Annotated in this window: 15 protein-coding genes; 6 read left to right on the forward strand and 9 right to left on the reverse strand. The window is 65.0% G+C overall.

The window, feature by feature from the left end:
• Positions 1-14: 14 nt before the first annotated feature.
• Positions 15-761: an electron transfer flavoprotein subunit beta/FixA family protein gene (locus DL240_RS10300; RefSeq protein WP_111729809.1), complete on the forward strand. Its 747-nt coding sequence runs from the start codon at positions 15-17 to the stop codon at positions 759-761.
• 89 nt (positions 762-850) lie between these two features.
• The gene (locus tag DL240_RS10305) at positions 851-1816 is read left to right on the forward strand and encodes an electron transfer flavoprotein subunit alpha/FixB family protein (protein WP_111729810.1); all 966 of its coding nucleotides are present in this window, start codon (positions 851-853) and stop codon (positions 1814-1816) included.
• A gap of 182 nt (positions 1817-1998) precedes the next feature.
• Here the strand turns inward: DL240_RS10305 and DL240_RS10310 are convergent, their stop codons facing one another.
• The 3 genes from DL240_RS10310 to DL240_RS10320 all read right to left on the reverse strand — a co-directional run bounded on the left by DL240_RS10310 (position 1999) and on the right by DL240_RS10320 (position 5994).
• A complete protein-coding gene (locus DL240_RS10310; RefSeq protein ID WP_146618233.1) occupies positions 1999-3000 on the reverse strand; it encodes a universal stress protein in 1002 nt (333 codons plus the stop codon).
• Between the two features lie 94 nt (positions 3001-3094).
• Complete coding sequence (locus DL240_RS10315) at positions 3095-3691, reverse strand: hypothetical protein (RefSeq protein ID WP_146618234.1); 597 nt, start codon at positions 3689-3691, stop codon at positions 3095-3097.
• A gap of 101 nt (positions 3692-3792) precedes the next feature.
• The gene (locus tag DL240_RS10320) at positions 3793-5994 is read right to left on the reverse strand and encodes a fused MFS/spermidine synthase (protein ID WP_146618235.1); all 2202 of its coding nucleotides are present in this window, start codon (positions 5992-5994) and stop codon (positions 3793-3795) included.
• A gap of 233 nt (positions 5995-6227) precedes the next feature.
• Here DL240_RS10320 and DL240_RS10325 point away from each other — a divergent pair, with 233 nt between their 5' ends.
• Entirely contained in the window at positions 6228-7454 is a 1227-nt protein-coding gene (locus tag DL240_RS10325) for a hypothetical protein (RefSeq protein WP_111729814.1), read from the forward strand.
• Positions 7455-7568: 114 nt separating this feature from the next.
• On the opposite strand, the gene DL240_RS10330 is transcribed toward DL240_RS10325, so the two are convergent.
• Both DL240_RS10330 and DL240_RS10335 read right to left on the reverse strand, forming a co-directional pair.
• Entirely contained in the window at positions 7569-8057 is a 489-nt protein-coding gene (locus tag DL240_RS10330) for a CarD family transcriptional regulator (protein WP_111729815.1), read from the reverse strand.
• A 544-nt stretch (positions 8058-8601) separates the two neighbouring features.
• On the reverse strand, positions 8602-8958 hold the full coding sequence (locus tag DL240_RS10335) for a hypothetical protein (RefSeq protein WP_111729816.1): 357 nt from the start codon (positions 8956-8958) through the stop codon (positions 8602-8604).
• A 230-nt stretch (positions 8959-9188) separates the two neighbouring features.
• On the opposite strand from DL240_RS10335, the gene DL240_RS10340 reads away from it, so the two are divergent.
• Complete coding sequence (locus tag DL240_RS10340) at positions 9189-10844, forward strand: peptidylprolyl isomerase (protein ID WP_111729817.1); 1656 nt, start codon at positions 9189-9191, stop codon at positions 10842-10844.
• Here DL240_RS10340 and truA read toward each other — a convergent pair.
• The 4 genes from truA to DL240_RS10360 all read right to left on the reverse strand — a co-directional run bounded on the left by truA (position 10817) and on the right by DL240_RS10360 (position 14631).
• Complete coding sequence (truA, locus tag DL240_RS10345) at positions 10817-11629, reverse strand: tRNA pseudouridine(38-40) synthase TruA (RefSeq protein WP_111729818.1); 813 nt, start codon at positions 11627-11629, stop codon at positions 10817-10819. The genes DL240_RS10340 and truA overlap by 28 nt on opposite strands.
• A gap of 61 nt (positions 11630-11690) precedes the next feature.
• Positions 11691-12431: an MXAN_2562 family outer membrane beta-barrel protein gene (locus DL240_RS10350; RefSeq protein ID WP_111729819.1), complete on the reverse strand. Its 741-nt coding sequence runs from the start codon at positions 12429-12431 to the stop codon at positions 11691-11693.
• Positions 12432-12481: 50 nt separating this feature from the next.
• Positions 12482-13537 (reverse strand): hypothetical protein, encoded by a 1056-nt coding sequence (locus DL240_RS10355; RefSeq protein WP_146618236.1) that lies wholly within the window; start codon positions 13535-13537, stop codon positions 12482-12484.
• Positions 13538-13611: 74 nt separating this feature from the next.
• Positions 13612-14631 (reverse strand): aspartate-semialdehyde dehydrogenase, encoded by a 1020-nt coding sequence (locus tag DL240_RS10360; RefSeq protein WP_111729821.1) that lies wholly within the window; start codon positions 14629-14631, stop codon positions 13612-13614.
• A gap of 301 nt (positions 14632-14932) precedes the next feature.
• Between DL240_RS10360 and glyQ the strand changes: the two genes are divergently transcribed.
• On the forward strand, positions 14933-15811 hold the full coding sequence (glyQ, locus tag DL240_RS10365) for a glycine--tRNA ligase subunit alpha (RefSeq protein ID WP_111729822.1): 879 nt from the start codon (positions 14933-14935) through the stop codon (positions 15809-15811).
• Positions 15812-15887: 76 nt separating this feature from the next.
• On the forward strand, positions 15888-17978 hold the full coding sequence (glyS, locus tag DL240_RS10370; RefSeq protein ID WP_111729823.1) for a glycine--tRNA ligase subunit beta: 2091 nt from the start codon (positions 15888-15890) through the stop codon (positions 17976-17978).
• Positions 17979-18041 lie beyond the last annotated feature (63 nt).

The raw sequence follows: 18041 nt of genomic DNA on the forward strand, positions 1-18041 counted from the left end.
GAAGGAGGCTGAACGTGAAAATTCTCACGACTGTGAAGCGGGTCACCGACCCGGACATGAAGGTCAAGATCAAACCTGACCAGAGCGGCGTTGTCACCGACGGCGTCGAGTACAAAATGAACTCCTTCGACGAGTACGGCGTCGAAGAAGCCATCAAGCTCAAGGAAGCCCACGGCGGCGAAATCGTCGTGGTCTCGGTGGGTCCGTCCTCGGCGACCAAAGAGATTCGCACGGCGATGGCCATGGGTGCCGACCGCGGCATCCTGGTGGAAACCGACGCCGAGCTCGACAGCGACGCGGTAGCCCGCGTGCTGGCCGAGGTCGTGCGCCGCGAGTCCCCCGATATCATCGTGATGGGCAAGCAGGCCGTCGACAGCGACCGCAACCAGACCGGTCAGATCCTGGCCTCCTACCTGGACTACCCGCAGGCCACCTTCGCCTACAGCCTGGAAGTCGCCGATGGCTGGGCCACGGTGGGTCGCGAAGTCGACGGTGGAACCGCCACCAAGCGCGTGAAGCTGCCGGCCATCATCACCGCCGACCTTCGCCTCAACGAGCCGCGCTACGCCAGCCTCCCGGGCATCATGAAGGCCAAGCGCAAACCCCTGGAGACGCTGTCCCCCTCGGACCTGGGCGTGGATATCGCCAACAAGGTCAACGTGCTTCTCTTCGAAGCTCCCGAGGAGCGTGAAGCCGGCGAGATCGTCGAGGACATCGACACGCTGATCGACCGCCTCAAGAACAAGGCCAAGGTCCTCTAATCGCCCTGCGTGCGCTCGCGTGTCTGACACGTCGAACGCGCCGGTATAGAGATCTTCTGGTGAACCCTTTTGCAATGTGAGGAACCCTTATGGCCAACGTACTCGTTGTCGCCGAACATCTCGACGGGAAGCTTCGTAAGGTCACCCTTCCCACCATTACCTTTGCCCAGCAGACGGCCGCGCTGACCGGCGGTGAGGTCCACGTGCTGGTGCTGGGCAACGGCACCGATGCCGTCGCCGCCGAAGTTGCAAAGTACGGCGTGAGCAAGGTGCACTTTGCCAACAGCCCGGTCTTTGAAAACTACCTCGCTGAGACCTACGCGCCGGCCATCGTGAAGGCCGCGCAGGCGATCGGCGCCACGGTTGTCGCCGCTCCCTCGAGCACCACCGGTAAAGACGTGCTCCCGCGCGTCGCCGCCAAGCTCGACGCCGGTATGGTCTCCGACGCCATCGCCGTGTTCGACGACGGTGGCATCAAGTTCCGCCGTCCGCTCTGGGCCGGTAACGTGCTGACCACCGTGGAAGTCGTCACCCCGGTCAAGGTCATCACCGTTCGCACCACCGACTTCGAAGCCCCCGCCGAAGGCGATGCCGCCGCCGTGGAAGCCTTCGATGCCGGCTTGGCCGCTCCGGATAACGCGGAGTTCGTCTCCTTTGATCAGGTCAAGAGCGAGCGCCCCGAGCTCACCGATGCCGCCGTGGTTGTGGCCGGTGGTCGTGGTCTGAAGTCTGGCGAGAACTTCCAGATGATCATGAACCTGGCCGACACCCTGGGCGGCGCCGTCGGCGCCAGCCGCGCGGCGGTCGACAGTGGCTACGCCCCCAACGACTGGCAGATTGGCCAGACCGGTAAGGTCGTCGCCCCGGATCTCTACTTCGCCGTGGCCATCAGCGGTGCCATCCAGCACCTGGCCGGCATGAAGGGCTCCAAGACCATCGTGGCGATCAACAAAGACGCTGACGCCCCGATCTTCCAGGTCGCCGACTTCGGCCTGGTGGGCGATGCGTTCGAAATCGTCCCGGCCCTGACCGAAAAGCTCAAGGGCATCGTCTGATTCGACTCGGGCCCCCTAAACAAGGGGGCCCGAGGCAAGAAGACTCAAAAAAAGCCGCGCTCCGGGCATCCGGAGCGCGGCTTTTTTGATGTGGCGAGCAGGCGCCTCACTATCTACTCTCGTGGATGGTGAGGCCGGCCCGGACAAAGTTCCGACAAATCCCCCGCCCCGGGCCCTTCTGCCTAGTCTTCGCGAGTCAGCGGGGTGCTCTTGGTCTCGGGCGGAACCACCATCACATGCGCGGTCGCCCCGCTCGCCACGCCGCGAGCCACCGACCCCAGGTTGCCCCCCGCAGCCCGCGGACCCGAACGCGCGCCGATCACCACCAGATCGGCGTCGATATCATACGCGCGCTTCACAATGGTCGCCGCCGGATCACCGACTTCAACCCGGGTGGTCGAGGTCAACTCCCGGGCCTTCTCCCGTTGCGGGAAGGGAACGTCCACCTGCTCCACGGTGCGCTCAAAAAGAGCTTCGATCTTGTTCTTGAGCCGAGATCGCGCCTGACGCTCATCAAAGCGCACCTGGCTCTTCAAGAGCCCGGCGCTATCCTGGGCCAGCGGCGAAGGCAGCACAAAGAGCAGCTCGAGCTCGCAGCCGTGTTGCAGCGCCATCCCCAGCCCCACCTCCAACACCTCGGCGCTGGTCGCCTCCAGGTCCAGCGCCACCAGAATACGTTTGAGGCGAGGACGCGGGTCGTGCTGACGAACCAGCACCACCGGTCGGCTCGAACTCTCCAACACGCGCAGTGCCGTCGCCCCCAGCTGGTGTCCGGCCCCACCGCTCTGCTCACCAACCGCCCCCATGACCACCGCCTCGACGTCGAAGCGCCCTGCCCATCGCGCAACCTGCTCGCGGCTCGCGCCCATCTCGACGACGGGTTCCCCGATCATGCGACGGCGCAGGCGATCGTCGAACTCGAAGTAGCGCTCCAACTCGGCGCGGGCCTCCTCAATGAGTTCCGCCTCAAACTCGCGATCATCTTCCCCGAGCGCAGCATAAGGAAATAGAACCCGACGCACATAGGGAGGCATCGGCTCCAGGGCGTGCCCGACCTGCATGCGCGCCGGCTCCTCTCCACCGAGGGCGCGGGCAAAAGCCAGCGCACTGCGGCTGGAGGTAGAAAAATCCAGCGGGACCAACACCTGTTCGACGCGGTACATGTCACCTGCCTCAACGCTCACGCCGAACGGATCCTCTCCGCCACGACGCAGCTTCTACTGCGCTGGAGTTCAAGCGTAGCGCTCTTTTGACCAGCCCTGCTCGCTGACCGCTCTCTCAGAGCTGATCGAAGCTATCGGGTTGACCGTCACCCGTCGTATCCCAGCCGATACGCACGCGCTGGCCTTCCTCGTAGTATTCCCAGATGTTGGGACGACCGTCGTTGTCCTCATCCCGTTCCACGCGCAGGAGCTTCTCCTCGCTGTCGTAGAACTTCTCGATCGGAAACGAGTTATCGAACCCGATGGAGAGCAGGCGTCGCACCACTTTTCCATTCTCGAAAAAAGTGATCATGTCGATGCGGCCATCGAGGTCGAGATCCATCTCTTCCTCAACCACCTCTCCGCTGGCATCGTAATGCTGCCAGAGATCGACCTGCCCATTGAAGCTCAGGTCGCGCTCCACGCGCACCACCAGGCCCTCGTCATCTCGGAGAACCCACTGATCGGGGGCATCATCGCCGTTGAGATCCGCGACCTCCGGGGTTAACCCGCGGCGCGAGAGGTTGCCTTTATGCGCGCGTGCGCTGCCATCATCTACCATGGCATCTTGCGGCTTCTCTGCCTCTCGGGAACCGGCGCAACCCGAGAGACTCATCAGCACCGCCACCAGCATCAACGTCGCGCTCAGACTATGTATCCATTGCTTTTTCAAGCGTCACTCGGTCGTCTACGAGGTGATCTTTCGCCACCATAAACTGCCCTCGACTTCTAACAGATGGTCGAGTTCAAGACAACGCCCCGGAATCAGGTCGCCTATCGTCGCCAGGCATTCAGAACGTTGGCGTGATCGTCGGTCCAGAGCACTTCTCTGCCCTCCGAGCGCGCCCAACGCGGGTCGAGACGCTCCAGTTCCTCGATCGCCAGGCGGTCCTCAGTGAGCACCACCCAGGTCGAGGGCTGACGGGCGGCGTTGACATCGATCTCGGCGCCGGGCGCATCGTCGAGCACCCGCAGATGAATCCCCTGCTCGCGGGCCTGACGCCGGAGCACAGGCAAAAGGTCAAAGTAACGATTGGAAATGTGCACGGCCAGCAGCCCCCCGCGCTCCATGCGACTGACGTAGAGAGCGAACGCCTCCACGGTCAGCAGATGAACGGGGATGGCATCCGAGCTAAACGCATCGACGATGAGCAATCCGTAGGGCTCGGCATCCGACTGCTGCAATTGAATGCGCGCATCGCCCACCACAAAGTCCAGCGCCCCGGCCGGCGAGCGCTTCAGAGGCCCGTAGCGCTTCGCGACCTCGATGACCGTCGGGTCGAGCTCATAAAACGTCATCTCATCTTCTGAGCGAGCGTAGCAGGCGTGCGAGCCCAGCCCCAGCCCGATCACCCCCACACGCCGGGGTAACTCGCTGCTGTGGTAGAGTTCAAAGAGCCCTCCCATCGGCCCCTGACGATGGTAATACGCCAGGGGCGTGCACCCCGGGTCTTCTTTCAGCACCTGGCCGTGCACCGTGCCCCCGTGAACCATCCGGTAGTGCGCGGCCGACTCCGCAATCTGCACCGTCCCGAAGAAGGTGCGCTCTTTAAAAATCACGTTGCCGGCGATGCCCGGAAAAAATGTCGACGCGGCCAGCACCCCCAGCAGCCCCAGGGCCAGGCGGCGCGGGCGCTCCACCTGGCTGTAGGCTATCGCCGCCGGGATCCCGAAGAGAAGCACCGCGCTTATCTGGGTGATAGTGATGTCAAAGATGCGCAGCGCCCCCATGGTGGCGAGCATCAGGAGGGTAGCCGCCACAGGCGCGGCCCGCTTCCAGCGGCGATCCGGATCGGCCCTCTCCGCCTCAGACTGCGGACGCAGCGCACAGGCCAGAATCATGACCAGCGGATACTCCCAGATTCGGTCAAAGATCATCGGCGCCAGCAGACTGTTGAAGATCCCTCCGAGCAGGCCCCCGATCGACATATGCAGATAAAAAGACGTCAGGTGGGAGGCAGCCGGCCGCGCGCGCGCCAGCCGGCCGTGAATCACCAGAGCCGCCAGCCCAAAAAAGACAATATGCAACGGTAGAAGGAGCCAGGCCGGATGCGTTGCCCCCATAATCCAGGCCACCAGCAGCGCCACGCCCACCAGGCTCATCACTCGCCCCATCAACGCCAGACTCAGGCGCAGTGAGGAGAACACCAGGATGAAAGATCCGGTGTAGAGCGCCAGCGGAATCACCCAGAGCAGCGGAAACGCCGCCACATCGGTGCTGATGTAGCTGGTAACCCCGAGCATCAGGCTGGAGGGCACAAAGGCGTAGAGCACCCACCGCCCGCGCGAACGCGCATCGGGGCCGGGAACCGACGCCCGCGTCGGGGCGACCTGCCCATCCTCGCCATCGGGGGCCCCGACCTCCACATCACGCGTCTGTGCGCCGCCTCGCAGCGTCAGGACGCCACATCCCACAAGGAGCGCCACCAGCAGCGCGAACGCTCCACTCCACAGGGAGGCCTGCGCGCGCACCCCGAAGATCGGCTCGACCAGCAGGGGAAACCCCACCAACGCCAGGAGGCTCCCCGCGTTACTGGCCGCGTACAAAAAATAAGGGTCACGGGAGCGCCGGTGGTCCAGACGCGCAAACCAGGCCTGAATCAGTGGTGAGGTGGTCGAAAGCGCCAAAAAGGGCAGCCCCACGCCCAGCCCCAGCGCCGCCAGCAACCACAGGTTGGGGTAAGAGGAGAGCAGCGGGCTGCTCAGGTCCATGCGGGTCATGCTCAGCGGCAACGCCAGCAGCGCCGCCAGCAGCAGCCCCCCATGCAACACCAGCTGGCGCCGGGGGCGCAGGCGTTGAAGGCCATGCGCCCATAGATAGCCCCCCAGGAGCACCGCCTGAAAAAACATCATGCAGGTGTTCCACACCCCGGGAGTTCCCCCGAGAAAGGGTAGCAGCATCTTGCCGGCCATCGGCTGGACGACAAAGAGCAACAGCGCACTCAAAAAAATCGTGAGTGTAAACAGAACAACCACATCGATCTCTCGACCCTGCAGTCCTTCAAAACATGCCCGGGTCAGGTCCCCCGAACGTGTCATAGCTCGTACGTACGCCCTTCAACCTAACGGCTGCCCTTCCCGGCGTCGAGCCTGCGAATTTGATTCGACTGCACGCCTGTATTACAACCTCCAGGTTATACACTCACCTGTGCGCCGCGATGAGCCACGATGCGCTGCGGCCGAACCTATCGATACCCTCGGATGCCTTTATGAATCGGCTGGTAACCCTGTGTGGGCTCTTCGTGATGACGACCCTGAGCCTGAGCGCCTGTGGCATTGACTTTGAGGCCCGGCAGCAGGCCCCCGGCCAGGAATGCCGCGCCGATCAGGACTGCGCCCCGGATCTGGTCTGTCGGCAACGTCGATGCACCCCGCTGAGCCGTCTTGATGCCGACCTGCCCGATGCCGGCCTTCCGGACAGCGGACCAGGCGACACCGGCCTTCCGGACAGCGGACCAGGCGACACCGAGGTCCCGGATCCTGACACCGATCTTCCTCCTGATGGCTGCCAGCCGGGTGCGCAGACCTGCGCCGATGAGCAGACCGCGCTGCGCTGTGAGCCACGTGCCGACGGAACCGGCGCCTGGACCTCGATCCCCTGTGCGGCGCACGAGTTCTGTGCCGGGGAGACTGGCGAGTGCCTCCCGCGTGAAGAAGCCCCCTGTTGCCCCGATGGTTGCGGCCCGGATCAGGTCTGCCATCAATGTCAGTGCGTCGAGGTCGACCCCGCTTCCTGCACCTACCAGGATCAGCCCTGTGAGGAGGAAGGCCAGGTGTCCAACGGCTTTATCTGCACCAACCTCGATGGCGAAGCTCAGCTGACCTGCCTGGGCATCTGCACCACCGATCGCTCCAACCCCTCGTCGAGCTGCCCGACCCCGGGGACCTACTGCTACGCCGAGCCCTTTGAGCCCAACGGGGTCTGCCTCTCGAGCTGCGAGCGTGGTGACAGGTGTGCGGCCGAACACCTGAGCTGTGTGGCCTACGAGCACGACGGGGGCTACGGGCTCTGCCTGCCTACCAGCGGGCAAGAACCTGTGGGCGCGGAGTGCGATGACGACGAACCCTTCAGCTGCACCGAGGGCGCGATCTGTATCGACGAGGTCTGCCGCGCCTCCTGCCGCCCCTTCGGCGGCCACAACGACTGCGGTGGCGAGGACGTCTGCCTGCCCGTCGGCGCGCAGACCGGCGTCTGCATGAACCCGGGTCCCAACGCGGGCTCCAGCCCCGACACAGGCGGCGTCTGCAACCCCGACTTCCCGACCTGCGGAGCCGACGCCACCTTCTGCGCCGAACTCGACTTCAGCGACGCCGCCGGCCAATGCCTGCAACTCTGTCGCCTCCAGGCCGATGACTGCGCGGAGGGCTCCCCCTGCATTCCGGCCGGCGATGACGAAAGCGGCCTGGGCATCTGCCTGAGCTTTGGCGGCTTCTAACGCGCCGAGTTCCACCGCACCAAGAACCCAAAAAGCCGGCGTAAGCGCCGGCTTTTTTTCGTCTTCGAGCCGCGGCCAGAATGCCGCCCGATCCTCGAGAATTGGCCCGGGGGGTCAGGCCGTAAAGATGTGCTCGAGCTCTTCCATCACCGCCTCCTCAGAGGCGTCTTTGGCCACGGCCATCTCCTGAACCAGCAGGCGACGGGCCTTGTCGAGCATCTTACGCTCCCCAAAGCTCAGCGCTTTATGGAACTTCAAGAGGTTGAGATCGCGCAGCACTTCCGCGATCTCGTAGGGGCTGCCCGTCTGGATCTTCTCCAGATAAGCGCGGTAGCGACGGTTCCAGGTCTGCTGGTTCAGATCGACATCGCGCTCCCGCAGGATGTCATAGACCTCCTCGAGCTCTTTGCCGCTCATCACGCTGCGCAGACCGACGTTTTTGACGTTGTTCACCGGGATCATGATGCGCTTATCCGAGTCCATCACGCGCAGCACGTAGAAGGTCTGGCTCGTGCCCATGATCTCTTTGGTGTCGATGCCCACCACCTCCGCCACCCCTTGAGCGGGGTAAACGGCCTTATCTCCAACCTTAAACGGGGTCACCTTGACTTCTCCTTACCAATGAGGCTGTGGGGCGGGGCCTGCCCGGGGGCTCCCTTCAACCGGGGCCGTGCAGGACCGGCCGCGATGCCGAAGCATTGCCAGGGAGCGACCGCGTCGGCCGCGCCCACAAGACTGGCTTCACACAACGAACGGGGATGAGCGTACACGCGGCGCGTCCGGGATTGCGCCGTCCATACAGAGACACGGGCAGCTGCCCGAGAGCTGGGAGCAAAAGCGTTGAGTCGACGACGAAGACGCACATTCCACCAGCGCAGGGGGATTGAAAGAGCGCTGGACAAGGCGCCGGCGCTGAGCTACGAGGAGGTCTAACCTCATCGATGACGTGCCGCATTCCGAAGGATCGGCGCTGCCCAACGCGTCGTGCCCAGCACGCGATAAAGCCCCAACACTGTAGTCCGTTGGCGCGCTGAAGACAACTGCCTTGCGCGGGATTTCGTCGGATTCGGCGAGCGCGAGCGGCCGCCGGAGAGGAAAAAATCGCCCGCATCACAGCAGTGATGCGGGCGATGTCGAACCTTAAAACTTAGAGGCGCGGCAGCTCGCTGATCTTGATCAGGTTGTGCTGACGGGCCACATCCAGAAGACGGGGAAGGGTGAAGGTTCCCAGCTTCCGGGCGTAGTCTTCGTTGCCGCCTTTGAAGCGCGCGTTGGTGATCGCGTCAACCAGCTTGGCCTTGGTGCCAAACTTGCTGGTCATCAGCTGATGGGCGTCCCACAGGCGAAGAAGCTTGCGGTTGCTCATCGTCTTGACATTGTTTTCAAAGGCCGCAACGGCTTCTTCGTCTTCCGGGCGGTCGAGCACGCCGAGAACTTTCTCCGCCAGCGCTTCTTTGGAGCCGTACTCTTCTTTGACGCGCTGCATCGGGGTCTTTTTAGCCATAATACATCTCCCTTTTTAAAGCGTCGACACCGCCCTGAGCTTGCAGCCGGCGGCTGGGAGCAGCCGGGCCGGGTGAAGCTGCTGTGGCAGCATCGGCGGGCGCGCGGAACAGAGGCGCGCCGATCGTTTGTTGAGCGCCACGACAGGCCGTGGCAAGGTCATCTCGCAAGAGCGATGCCCGAAATTTCGGGGGCACCCCTGACGAGGCCCCCTCCTAACAGAGAGTAGCTATGCACGCAAGCTCGACGCTTTTTTCACGACGCCTCAAATCATGCCTGATGTTGCTGGCGGCCGCCTCCGTGGTGGGCGCGTGTAAACCCTCCCCGGAGAGCCCTGCTCCCCGGGCCGAGGAGCAGGTAGAGGCGCCGGTCGAAGCGCCGGCCGGCGAGGACGTCGACCCCACCACCGAGGTGGTCTCCGGCGAGGGGCTCTCGGTGACCCTTGGCGAGGTGGAGAAGGCTGTGGACCGCCTGCGCATCTTCGCGCCGCGCGCCGAAGATGGGGCGTTTGCCAGGGCCGACGAGCGTTGGTTTCGCACCCCACAGGCCCAGTCGAGCCTGGTGAACAACCTGCTGCACTTCAAAGTCATGCGTATGAAAGCTCAGGAGTTGGAACTGAGCATCTCGCCAGCAGACGAGATCGCGATGCTTGAATCCCAGGAGCAGATGCAACCGTTTCTGCCCCTGTTTCAAGAAAACGATCAGAGCGAAGCGCTGCGTGCCCACCTCAGCGCAGCCGGCCTGAGTGTGGAGGACGTCCGCCACCTGCTCCACGACATGATCTACGCACAGAAGGTGCACGACGCCCTGATCGAACGCTTCGATGATGAGAAGCTCTGGAAGATCTACGAGGCAGCCAACGACACCGCCACGGTGGTGGCGGTCCGCGGGACCAACACCCCGACCAGTCGCGAGATCGACGAGGCCGTCTCCACGATGGCCTCCGAGATCGAGGCCTACTACCGCGACAACCCCCTGAGGTACATGCGTCCGCAGACCGCGAAGCTCACCGTTCTGCGTCCCAAGTCCGGCGAGAACCCCGAGGCCGTCCAGGAAGCCGCGCGCCGGCTAAAGTCGGGCGAAGAGCCCGAGGCGATTGCCGCCGGCCTGGGGCTGGAGCTGCGCCCGGAGGCCTTTTTGATCCTGCCCGAGAACCCGAAGATCTTTGAAGAGGGCGCCGAGGATGTGGGCTTTGCCATCAGCGGTCCGCGCGGGCAGTACGCCTACCGGGTGCTCGAGCGTATCGAGCCCACTCCGATGGAGCTCAATCGCCCGCTGCGCCGCGAGATCGCCTCACACCTGATGCGCACCCGGGGCATCGTCCCCTCGGCCCGGCAACGGCTCCAGCCGGCGCTCGCGCTCTTAAACGAGGTCCCCACCGGCAAAGCCCTGAGCCCGGCTCAGATCGAGGGCCTGATCACCGCGCTGGAAAACGCCGGGTTTGAGGCCGTGCACTCCGAGCCCTTCTCGGTCAAAGGCACCGGATATATCCCCGGTCTGGGCCTGGCAGAAGAGCTCGCCCAGGCCGCCGCCGAGCGCACCCTTGATGAGCCCACCCTCGATGAGCCGCTGAAGTCTCGCGATGACATCTTTGTCTTTCGACTGGTCGACCGTCAGCACCCCAGCCGCGAAGCCTTTGCGCAGGACAAAGAGAGCTTCCGAGAGAGCTTTATGGCCCATAACGGCCATCGCCTCTCCCAGCAGCTGGTCAACGCCACCCGCGAGGAGCGCAACATCATCATGAATCTGCAGGCGGTCTCCCGGCGCTACCCCTTGATGAGCAAAGACGAGCTCGCGGCCTTCGCCAGCGAGCAGGCCGCGGCCCATCAGGCCGCGCCGTCCCCGAGCGCCGCGGAGGCTCAGGCCTCCAACCCCACGGGCAAATAAGCCCCGCCCAGCTCCGGAGCGGGCTCGGCCCAGGGGAAGTCCGGGTAGAACACCCGCTCCAGGGTCAGCCCGCAGGCCGGCGCGGTCTGCCCGGCCCGGCGGCGCTCCCCGCTCTCAAAGACCTCATCGATGCGGGAGAGCTCCATGCGCCCGGCCCCGATGTCGACCAGGGTCCCCACCATGATGCGCACCATATGCTTGAGAAAGGCGGTGCCCTCGACCTCCACCTCGATCATTGAAGGCCCCCGGGTGTGCACCTCCACCCGCCGCATCTTGCGCACCGTGGTGGGACTGTCGCAGCCGGTGGTGCGAAACCCCTCAAAATCATGCGTACCCACCAGCTTCGCCGCCGCCTGGCGCATGCGCTCCAGATCCAGCTGGCTGCCCATCTGCCAGACCCGATCGCCTAAGAAGGGATGGTTAAAGCGGTGGTTCCAGATGCGGTAGCGGTAAATTTTGCCCCGGGCCGAGTGACGCGCGTGAAAGCCCTCGGCGGCCTCCTCGGCCCGGGTCACGCAGATGTCATCATCGGTTAAGGCATTGAGCGCCCGCACAAAATCCCAGAGCTTGCGCGGGCTCTCGTGGTCAAAATGGGCCACCTGCCCCAGGGCATGCACGCCGCTATCGGTGCGGCTGGCTCCCTGCACCTTCACCGGCGCCTCCAGCCCGAGCACCGTCTGAACCGCGCGGGTCAACTCCCCCTCCACGGTGCGATCTCGGGGCTGAATCTGCCAGCCGTGATACGCGCTGCCCCGATACACGATATGAAGTCTCACGCGCACCATGGAGCGCTCCTTACAACACCCGACGCGCGGCGCTCACCCGGAGCGCCGCGCCCCGACGATCTTAAAACTCAAACGCCAGCCCAAACGCGAAGTGACTCGTGCTCAGGTCCAGGCCTTCCCCGCCGAAGTTATCGACGTTGGCCCAGGTGTACTCGGCAAAGAGGTAGGAGTTGTTCACCCCCCAGCTCATGTCGAAGGCCGCCGCGCTGCCCTGATCGATGAAGTCCAGGTGGAAGTTCAAACCGGCGGTCACGTGCCAGCCGAACTTCCCGCCGGCGGCCCGCTCCTCGCCAGCGCCGGCGGTCTCTCCATCCGGGCCGACCACCCGCCAGAGGTGGTAGTCCAGGCCGGCCTTCAGCTTGGGCACCAGCGGGATGTTGTGATGCAACGCGCTGTAGTCGTAGCGATAGACCAGCCCGGCGCGCAGGGGGATGACCCGAAAACGCGCCTCGTCGCTCACTTCGATCGGCATGCCCTCGGGGGTGTGCACCCGCGCGCTCACCGAGCCGTAGCCGGCGTTGAACCCCAGACTCAGCTTCCCGAAGCCCCTCCAGAGGTGGTGGTCGTACTCCACCTCTCCCAACACCATCGACTTGCCGCCGAAGAAGCTCTCAAAGGGCCCCTCGGCCCCTCCGAACTCCTGATCGATGCGCGGGCTGTAGGCCCCGCCCTTGATCTCCAGCACGCCACTCACCGGCGACTGCGCCTGGGCCGCAGCGCCCGAGAGCATCACCGCCATCATCACCACACCAGCACTCACAAGCGGGCCACCCACGTGGCGAGCTCGGGTCGAAACATTCATCAGCAGGCTCCTTGAGCGTCTGCAAAAAGGTGTCAAAAGGGTCATCGACATCAGGCCCGGGCCCCGGCGCGCCGCACGCGGGTGAGCCCCAGTCCCAGCAGCGCTACCAGGAGCGCCCACAGCCCGGCGGCGCCACTGCCACCGCCGGCGCTGGCACAACCATAGCCTCCTGTCTCACTGCCGCCGGCCTCCTGGTAGTAGTCCCAGAAGTTCTTCGTAGGTACCACCTCCACCTCGACCGGAGCGGGGACCAGGCTGTAATTCTCCGCGTCGTCCTTGGCCACCACGGACACATGGACCACCGTGCCCTCCGCCAGGTCCACCGATACCTCACCGGTGTTGGTGGTCTCGTTGAGGACCACCGGGTAGCGCTTCGAGGAGTCTCCCAGGTCATCGATGCTCACCCCCCCCTCAAAGGAAGTGGTGCTCACCACGGCAAAGTAAGCGCTGACATCCTCCGAGCTTGAGGGCTCAATGTTCACCAGCATCGTCGTCGCCGTACTCATACCATCGAGGGTGACCGGCGCTTCCGGGCGAATCAGATCCACAACCACCCGCCCTTCCACGTAATCGGCGTCCACGGCGCCGGTGACGTTGTTGTTCGGGTCGATATGAACTTGCACAAAATGCTCCAGATCGCTCTGCTCGCTCTCACAGAGCTCGGCGTTACTAAAGCCCACCAGATCTTCGAAGGGGACCTCCGCTACGACCTCGCCCGTATCGATCATCAGGGGGGAGTCGGAGCTCATGTCCTCGCACTCCACCGAGGGCTCACCATCGGTGCAGTTGACATTGGTGGAGGTCCCCCGTGCCAGGCTGTAGATGTAGGGGCCGGAGAACACCGCCGAGGAGTCCTGCTCCTCGGCGACGGCATAGGTTGTCTCGAAGGTGAACTTAACGATGCTATCGTTGTTGAGCGCCTTGCGGCACTCCGCGATGCCGGCCACCAGCGACGCGCCGTCAATTTTCGCATCGCCCAGCGCCGAGGGCGTGGTCTCCTGGACAAGGGTGCTGCTTTTGGGCGCGCGCGCCTGAGCCTGGGGAGCGACCGCCAGCGCCACGGTGGACGCACTGAGCGCGGCCACCGCCCATCGAGTTGAGTTCATCATCATCATCCTTCTCATCGTTTCTCCACCATCGACTCGCCGGCTCCCCGCACGCGCCCCTGCTCGGCAGGTGCTCAGGTCAGGAGCGCCTCGGCAATCTGCACGGCGTTGAGCGCCGCGCCTTTACGTAAATTGTCGGCAACCACCCAGAAATGCAGCGTTTGTAAGCGATCGCGGTCCTGACGCAGGCGCCCGACCCAGCAGGGGTCGGTGCCCGCCGAGCTTCGCGCCAGCGGATACTTCGCCTGCGCCGGCTCGTCGTACACCTCGATCCCGGGGGCCTGCTCCCAGAGCGCGCGCGCCTGCGCCACCGGGAGTGCCCCCTTGAGATCGACCGTCACCGACTCCCCATGGCCCCGGACCACCGGCACCCGCACGCAGGTCGCGGCGATCTCCAGCTCGTCCAGTCCCATGATTTTACGGGTCTCGCGCATCATCTTTTCTTCTTCGCGGGTGAACCCGTCGTCCATGAAGACATCGATCTGCGGCAGGGCTTCAAACGCTAACGGATGCGCAAACGTCGCCGGCTTCGCTTCTTGTTCCCCGTCGATGTACGCGCGCACTCCACAGAGGAGTTCATCGACGCCTTTTTGCCCGGCACCCGACGCCGACTGGTAGGTGCTCACCACCACCCGCTCCAGGCCCGCGGCCTGGTGCAGGGGCCAGAGCACGCAGGCCAGCTGAATCGTCGAGCAGTTGGGGTTGGCGATGATCCCCTGGTGGGTGGCGATGGCCTCCGGGTTGACCTCGGGCACCACCAGGGGCACCTGCGGATCCATGCGAAAGGCGCTGGTGTTGTCGATCACCACCGCCCCGGCCTGCACCGCCCGCGGGGCAAAGGCCTTGCTGACGGCCCCGCCGGCCGAGCTGAGCACGATGTCGACGCCGGCGAAGTCGGCCTGGGCCAGGTCCTCGATCTCGACCTCGCGCCCGCCAAAGTTCACCCGCGCGCCGGCCGAGCGCGACGAGGCCATCAGGCGCAGCTTGCCCAGCGGGAAGTCGCGCTCCTGGAGAATCGCCAACATCTCCCGGCCTACCGCGCCGGTCGCTCCCACCACCGCCACGGTGGGGGTCTGGGGGAAAGACTTGGACATGCTCATCGCTCGATCGTCTCCAGAGGTCATAAGGGGTATCGGCCGGGGCCGGCGAGCCGGTCACCGCGTCAGGGACGCCAAAGCCCGGGCGCAGAAGGCCGGCACTCTACAGAAGGCCCCCCATCGGGGCAACCGCCGCCACCGCCGGGGGCCGCTCGCCAGGTGCCCCCGGGCCAGCCTTGTGATGGGCTAACAATGGCTCTATAAACGGCGCTCTTAACGCGCCGGCGCTTCGCGCCCGGCGCCCCCGTAACGCGATGTCTTCCATTGAACTGATCTCCTAACCTCGTCACGAGCGACCATGAGCGCAGCGACCTTTCAGGACCTTATCCTCACCCTTCAAAACTTCTGGGCCCAGCAGGGGTGCATCGTCGCCCAGCCCTGGGACGTGGAGAAAGGCGCCGGCACCTACAACGCCCACACCTTCCTCCGTGCCTTAGGACCCGAGCCCTGGAAGGTGGCCTACGTTGAGCCCTGCCGACGCCCCACCGACGGGCGCTATGGTGAGAACCCCAACCGCCTGGGCAGCTACTTCCAGTTTCAGGTGCTCTTAAAGCCCGGCCCCGACAACGTGCTCGATCTCTACTTCGACAGCCTGCGGGCCATCGGTATCGATCCCCTGGAGCACGACCTGCGCCTGGTCGAAGACGACTGGGAGCAGCCCACCCTCGGCGCCTGGGGCCTGGGCTGGGAGGTCTGGATCGACGGGATGGAGGCCACCCAGTTCACCTACTTCCAGCAGGTCGGCGGCATTGAGCTCAGCCCCATCCCGGCCGAGATCACCTACGGCCTGGAGCGCATCGCGATGTTTTTGCAGGGCGTCGACAGCGTCTACGACCTCAAATGGACCGAAGACGTCACCTACGGCCAGATCCGCCACCAGGAAGAGGTGGAGTTCAGCCACTTCAACTTCGAAGAAGCCGACACCGAGCTGCATTTCCGCTGGTTCGACGAGTTTGAAGCCCAGGCCAAAGCCCTGATGGACAAGGGCCTGGTGCAGCCGGCCTACGACTACATCATGAAGGCCAGCCATACCTTCAACGTCCTCGACGCCCGCGGCGCCATCAGCGTAACCGAGCGCCAGAAGTACATCGGGCGCATCCGCAACCTGGCCCGCGGCATCGCCCGCACCCACCTGGAGAAGCGCGAGGCCCTGGGCTTCCCGCTCCTGCAGCGCTGAGCGACAGGCCGAGTTGACAGGCCCCACAGGCGGCCTCCCCCCACGTTTAAACCGCTTCAGACCCCGGTGTGATGCTATGGAATTTATCTTTGAAATCGGCTGCGAGGAGCTTCCCGCGCGCTTTGTGCCCGCCGCCCTCGACCAGCTCCGCGACCTCTTCGCCGAAGCCGCCCTCGACGCGCGCCTCACCCACGGGGCTATCCGCATCATGGGCACCCCGCGCCGCCTGACCCTGCTGGTCGACGACCTGGCCCCGGCCGCCAGCGACCTCCAGGAAGAGCGCACCGGCCCGCCGGCCCGCGCGGCCTTTCGCGACGGTGAGCCCACCAAAGCCGCCCTGGGCTTTGCCCGCGGACAGGGCGTAGCGGTGGAAGACCTCTACCTCGTCGAGACGGAAAAGGGCGAGTATGTCGCGGCGAAGGTCTTTGAGGAGGGCAAGCCGGCCCACGAGATCTTGCCGGCGCTTCTCGAAGGGATTCTGGCCAAACTGAACTTCCCCAAATCCATGCGCTGGGCCGACCTCTCGCTGAGCTTCGCTCGCCCGGTGCGCTGGATCGTGGCGGTGGCCGGTGGCCAACTCATCCCGGTGACCTTTGCCAGCGTCTCCAGCCAGGAGCACACCTACGGCCATCGTTTTGCCGCCCCCGAAGCCATCGAGGTCCAGACCATCGCGGGCTACTTAAGCGATCTGCGCGCCGCCCAGGTCGAGCCCGATCCGGCCCTGCGCCGGGCCACCATCGAGGCTGCTCTTCAGGAGCACGGCGCCCAGGTGGGCGGCCAGGTCATCGACGACCCGGAGCTTGTCGAGGAGGTCACCTACCTGGTGGAGAAGCCCTTCGCCGTCACGCTCCCCTTTAGCGAAGCCTACCTGGAGCTGCCCCCCGAGGTGCTGATCAGCTCGATGCGCTCGCACCAGCGTTACTTCGCCATCGAGAAGGCCGATGGCAGCGGGCTGATGGCCGCCTGCGTGATCATCTACAACACCCCGGTGCGCGACCCCCGCGTGGTCGCCCAGGGGAACCTCCGGGTGCTCAAGGCGCGCCTGGACGACGCCCGCTTCTTCTGGGATCGCGACCTGAAGACGCCCCTGGCCGCGCGCCTTGCGGAGTTGGAGAGCGTGGTCTGGCTGGCCAAGGTCGGCACGATGAAGGAGCGCACCGAACGCATCGGGGAGCTGGCCGGACGCGTGGGCCAGGCCCTGGGCCTGGAGGGGCAATCCCGCGACGACGCCGAGCGCGCCGGGCTGCTGAGCAAGGCCGATCTGGTCACGCAGATGGTCTTCGAGTTCACCGACCTCCAGGGCGTGATGGGCCGTGCCTACGCCCTGAAATCTGGCGAGCGCCCCGAGGTCGCCCAGGCGATCTACGAGCAGTACCTGCCCGGGGGCTCCGGCCAGGACATGCCCGCCTCGGTGGTGGGCGCGGCGGTGGCGATCGCCGAAAAACTCGACGCCATCGTGGGCTGCTTCGGCATCGGGCTGGTGCCCTCCTCCACTGCCGACCCCTACGGGCTGCGGCGCTCCGCGCTGGGCGTGCTGCGGGTACTCGACGCCGGGGGCTACCCGGTGGCCCTGGGCGATCTGGTCGACCAGGCCATCGACACCTACCAGAGCCAGAACCCGGGCGTGCTCACCACCGGCGCCGCCTCGCTTAAGGGCCAGGTCAAAGACTTCCTGGTCACTCGCCTGCGCTTCCTGCTGATGGACGACGCCCCCACCGACGTGGTCGATGCGGTGCTGGCCGCCGGCGTCGAAGACATCCCCTCGGTGCGCGGCCGGGTCGAGGCCCTGGCCGGCCTGCGCGACCAGGCCGACTTCGAGCCCCTGGCCATCGGCTTTAAGCGGGTGGTCAACATCCTGAACAAACAGGCCGAGAACCTCCCGCTCGCCACCCGGGTCGACGCGTCGCTGTTGCAGGAAGACGCCGAACAGACGCTCTTTGAAGCCTTCACCCAGACCCGCGAGAAGGTCGACCAGGCGCTGGCCAACGCCGACTGGCCCGGCGCCTGCGCCCGGCTCATCGAACTCAAAGCCCCCGTCGACCGCTTCTTCGACGAGGTGATGGTCATGGCCGACGACGAGGCCGTGCGCCATAACCGCCTGGCACTTCTGGCCGGGCTGCGCGAACTCTTCTTCGGGGTGGCCGACATCTCCAAGATTCAGGCCTGATAGGTTCGAGAAGCTCGCGGCTTCTCCTTCTCTATCGGATCAAAAAAACCGGCTGGCGCCCTC

This window comes from Lujinxingia litoralis, from assembly GCF_003260125.1.
Taxonomy (GTDB): Bacteria; Myxococcota_A; Bradymonadia; order Bradymonadales; family Bradymonadaceae; genus Lujinxingia; species Lujinxingia litoralis.